This window comes from Mucilaginibacter sp. (assembly GCF_039207105.1).
In the GTDB taxonomy this organism is placed as follows: Bacteria; Bacteroidota; Bacteroidia; order Sphingobacteriales; family Sphingobacteriaceae; genus Mucilaginibacter.
The window spans coordinates 2,663-7,367 of sequence record NZ_JBCECK010000205.1; the positions used below are offsets into that span (position 1 = coordinate 2,663).

Genomic DNA, 4,705 nt, shown 5'->3' on the forward strand with positions numbered 1-4,705 from the left:
GGGCCGAACCATTCAGACTATATTTCAGTTTCAGCTTGTAACCGCCGCCGCCTTCAATAAAATCAAGATTAAAGGGATGCGCGCCTGCTTTTAAAGCCACCTGTCCGCTTCGCTCCTGAGCCGAGTGGTTACCATCGTTATCTACCGTAACCGACGGACCTATAGTCAGCACGCCGCCATCATCACAGGTTAAGTAAAAGCTGTAGATACCATCAGCAGGTACATCAATATAGCCTTTATAAGTAATACCAAATGATGGCGCTTTTACCGTTTCGGGTACAGCGATGGTGCTGGTAGTAAAAGTACTATCCACCTTGGCATCTTTCATCAACGCGACCTTTTTAAAGGCTGCTTTATAGTAACTGCAAACCAGGCCCGGTTTTGGGGGAGCAATTTTTACGGTGCCCAGCATACCCTGCTTAGTATAATTGAGGTTGTATACATCACCCCGTGTACCGGCAGCCGTGAATGCCGCAACCTTTACCAGTTCCGATTTACTGATCACCAAAGTCGATGGCAGTTTCGGCGATTTAGCATCAGGCAAAGAGCCATCAGTAGTGTAACGGATGGTTAAGCTGGGTAGTGGGTTAGTGATGCTTAGTTTACCTTCATCAACAAACACATATTCATTCAATAAATTTGGCAGGTCCGGTAAACGATAATTGATCTGTAAGGCATCCATACGTTTGTATTGCTGCACCAGGCGTTGTTGGTACGAATCATATTGCGCCGGTTGATTTGTCCACAGATTTTCTGCAAGGGCGGTCATGCGGGGCATGTACATATAATCGGCGCGTTTTTCAGACGGGATCATCTCCGTCCAGATATTGGCTTGAGCGCCAATGATAGATTTTGCTTCCTCCGCGTTTAAAGCTTTAGGGATAGGGTTAAAATGATATACCCTGTCAACCGAATACTGATCTGGTTGGTAATCAAAGTATAAAGGCTCACCAGGTGTCATGATCACGGTGTTACCGTTTTTAACCGCCTTCACCGGTGCATCAGGCACCCAACCTCGCCAGTACATCACGATGGCCGTAGGACTGATGCCGCCTTCAATGATCTCGTCCCATCCTATCAATTTGCGGCCTTTGGAGTTAAAGAACTTCTCCATGCGGTTAATAAAATAGCTGTGCAGGCCCGCCAGATCCTTGATGCCCTCACGTGCCATCAAAGCTTTGCAATCGGGAGATTTCCCCCAATCGGTACGATCAACCTCATCACCGCCGATATGGATGTATTTAGATGGGAAAATATCCATGATCTCGCTGTACACATTTTGCGCAAACTCATAAGTGGTTTCCAAACCCGGGCAAATAGGTTTAGTAAATAGTTTACCCCATGAGTTATCGCCATTGCAGGTTAAAAACGGGTAAGAATTAATGGCTGCCATCATGTGGCCCGGCATATCAATCTCAGGAATAATGTCAATGTGCCTTGCAGCGGCATAAGCTACAATACCTTTCATTTCCTGTTGGGTATAAAAACCACCATAAAGGGTTTTGCCATTGCGCTGAATGATGTGTTCTTTATCAATAACAAAATCAGGATTGTCCTTAGCCTTTTTCATACATGACGAATCCTGGTTGTTAAAGGTACGCCATGCACCTTCTTCGGTTAATTTAGGATATTTTTTTATCTCAATGCGCCATCCCTGATCGTCCGTCAAGTGTAAATGAAGCTTGTTCATTTTATAAAGGGCCATTCTGTCAATAAATTTTTTCAGATAGCTTATTGAAAAAAAGTGGCGCGAAACATCCAGGTGCATGCCACGCCAGGCGTAGGCGGGCTGGTCTTCAATGGTTACAGCAGGTAAGGTCAGAGTGCTGCTCGTTATTCCTTTTTCAACCGAAACAGGCAATAATTGCCTTACGGTTTCGATTGCGTGAAATACCCCGGCAGCATCCTTAGCGCTTATTGTAAGCTGCTGCGTGCTGATATTCATTTTATAAGCCTCGGGTGCCGTGATGCTTGCATCATATACCAATTTAATGGCATGAGGCTTTACCGTTTTGCTTACCACTAACCGTTTGCCCAAACCTTTTAGCAACAGGTTATTCAATTCAGCAGCCTCGGCGCTAAACTCAGTCGCGGTAACAATAGTTGTTTTCAGGCTGATCACAAAGCTGCCCTTACCCGCCGCCAGTTGGCTCGGGTAAGGGATTAATGGAAATTTAGCGGCATCCTGACCGTAAGTGTTTACCGTTGAGGCGCACGTTAACAGCAGAGCCAGTTTTATAATTTTATATTTTTTAGCAAAAGCCATCATAGGTATTTATTTGTTTATCTGTATCAATTTATCGCCGGTATTCCAACCGTTTAAGGTTACTGCCAAGTTCTTTTTACCCGCGCCTTTATATTCAACAACTACCTTTTTTTCCTGACCCGGTAACACGGTAATATAGTTATCGCTATAAAACGCAGGCAGCACGCGCTGTTTGGTATCAGCATCAACTAATGATAGCCTGTTAAAAAATGCCAGTGGACCGTTTCCTGTATTAGTCAAAATAACTTCTACCCTATCGTTATCCAAAGATTTCGCAATAGCATTCAAATTGCCTTTAGGCATTTTTTCCAAACCTGAATAATTGCCGTTTTCATCGGCTATCCAGTAAATGTTTTCGCTTAGGGTCTTTTTATTTTGATCCAATAATTGCAAGCAAAGGAAAGCTCCCTTTTCTTTAGCCAGTTTATCCATCTCCTTTTTTACCGATAAATAGCGCTTGGTAGTAGTTGGTGTAACGTCCGAAAAAACCTGGGTAATCATGGTTTCTTTACCATCCATATCATATGCCTTAGCTACCAGCATCATGTTGGCGTGGGTTTTAAAGGTATTATTGGCTACCATCACCATTCCGGTAGTTGGGTCGTACATGATGTGCAGTGGTTCGCTGCCGCTATGCAGGCCATAAAGGCAGGCGTTAGGATCAAGGTAGTAATCATACATTTGCCCACGCATGGCTGTCCACGGGTTTTGTGTTTTCCAGATGATAGTACCGGTATACCAATCCCACATGTGCGAGCTGAAACCTTCCATCAAGCCACGGTACTGATCATAGTTCACCAGTTGGGCTTTAGTAGCAAAATCCTCTACATCTTTGGCCTTGCCATACTTATCAATAAAACCATCATAACCTATGTATTTATGATAGTCCCAAACAGAGTCGGTTTTGGTTTTACCAGTAGCGACATCATACTCGGGCAGAACCATGTTTTTGGCCGGCATAAATCTTTTTAATGATTCATAATCGCTTACGCCAACTGAACCAACTTCTGAATTAAACGGATAGGTTTTATGCGCCCAAAAGGTTGATAACGGCTGTATGCCATAAGGCCCGTCGCCGTTGCCACCCATCACGTTGCGCGACATTTCCTCAGAGTTTGAATACGGAATAAACCAGCGGGTGTTATCCAGTTTAGGCATAACGGTATCGCGCAGGCTTGCCAGGATATCTTCAGGAGGTGTAATCTCATTACCGCCGCACCAGATGGCCAGCGATGGGTAATTACGCACCAGCTTCACCTGATCTTCAATTGATTTAATATACAGGTCATGGTTATCTGGATATTTTCTGCGTGTCCATTGGTCTTCCAGTTTCATCGGATCGATCCAGCGGCCATTACAATCGCCCGATCCCCACATATCCTGAAATACCAGCATACCATATTTGTCGCAAGCCTCATAAAATTCAGGGCGCTCAATCAGCGCGCCACCCCAAACCCTGATCAGGTTCAGGTTCATATCGCGATGAAAACGAACCTCGGCATCGTAACGAGCATCTGAAAAGCGCAGCAGCTCGTCGGATATGATCCAGTTACCGCCTTTAATAAATATTTTTTGACCGTTGATGTTGATCTGCCTGCTTTCGGTACGGGCATTCCACTCGGTGGTAATTTGCCTCACGCCTACCTGTATCGTGTTTTGATCCGATACTTTATTTGCTCCGGTTACAAACTGCAGATTCATAGGATAAAGGTGCTGAGCACCGTAACCGTTAGGCCACCACAGTTTCGGATTTTTGAGTGAAAGATCATTCAGCTGAACAGATAGCGTAGCATTTGGCTTTAGGATGATCTTTTTTGAAACTACATTGCCATCCAGCGTATATTTCAACTCACCTGCAACAGGCAGGTTGGTCGCATTTTCCAGCTCGGCCGATACCTGTATAACTGCCGGTTGCTGCGGCCCTTCGGGCATACGCACTCCCGGTACCAGTGTAACCACATGCGGATCTTTTATCCGTACTGCGCCTGTTTTTTCGATGGTTACTTTGTCCCAGATACCAGTATTGCGATCTTTAATAGGCTGTATCCAATCCCAGCCGGCAGTGTACTGTATGCCTACGTTTTTGGCAATGGTACCGTCGCCGCCCTGGCCACCATTAGGGTTGCCTACTGAATTTGGTGGGTAAACGATTACTGCCACACGGTTATTACCATCTTTAGCTATCCATTTGGTAATATTGTACGATTGGCGTAAAAACATGCCTGAATGTAGTTTTTCATTTAGTTTATGCCCGTTTAAATAAATATCGCAGCTATAATTAACCCCTCTGAAATTCAGGTAAACCTGGTTGCCACTGGCTGGTAAAGCTTCCTTAAAATCCTTTACAAACCAGTAGGTATAATAATCGCGACCGGTTTTGTATATATCCGGGATCTGCTCATTATTCATCCCATAAAATGGATCGGGTACTTTTTTATC

2 protein-coding genes are annotated in these 4,705 nt (G+C 44.6%); both read right to left on the minus strand.

Going from position 1 to position 4,705, the window contains the following annotated elements:
- On the minus strand, positions 1-2,269 hold a 2,269-nt coding region (locus AAGC65_RS23630; protein WP_343114934.1), incomplete at its 3' end, for a family 20 glycosylhydrolase.
- A gap of 6 nt (positions 2,270-2,275) precedes the next feature.
- Positions 2,276-4,705 (minus strand): glycosyl hydrolase 2 galactose-binding domain-containing protein (locus tag AAGC65_RS23635; protein ID WP_343114935.1); only part of this gene is annotated, 2,430 nt, incomplete at its 5' end.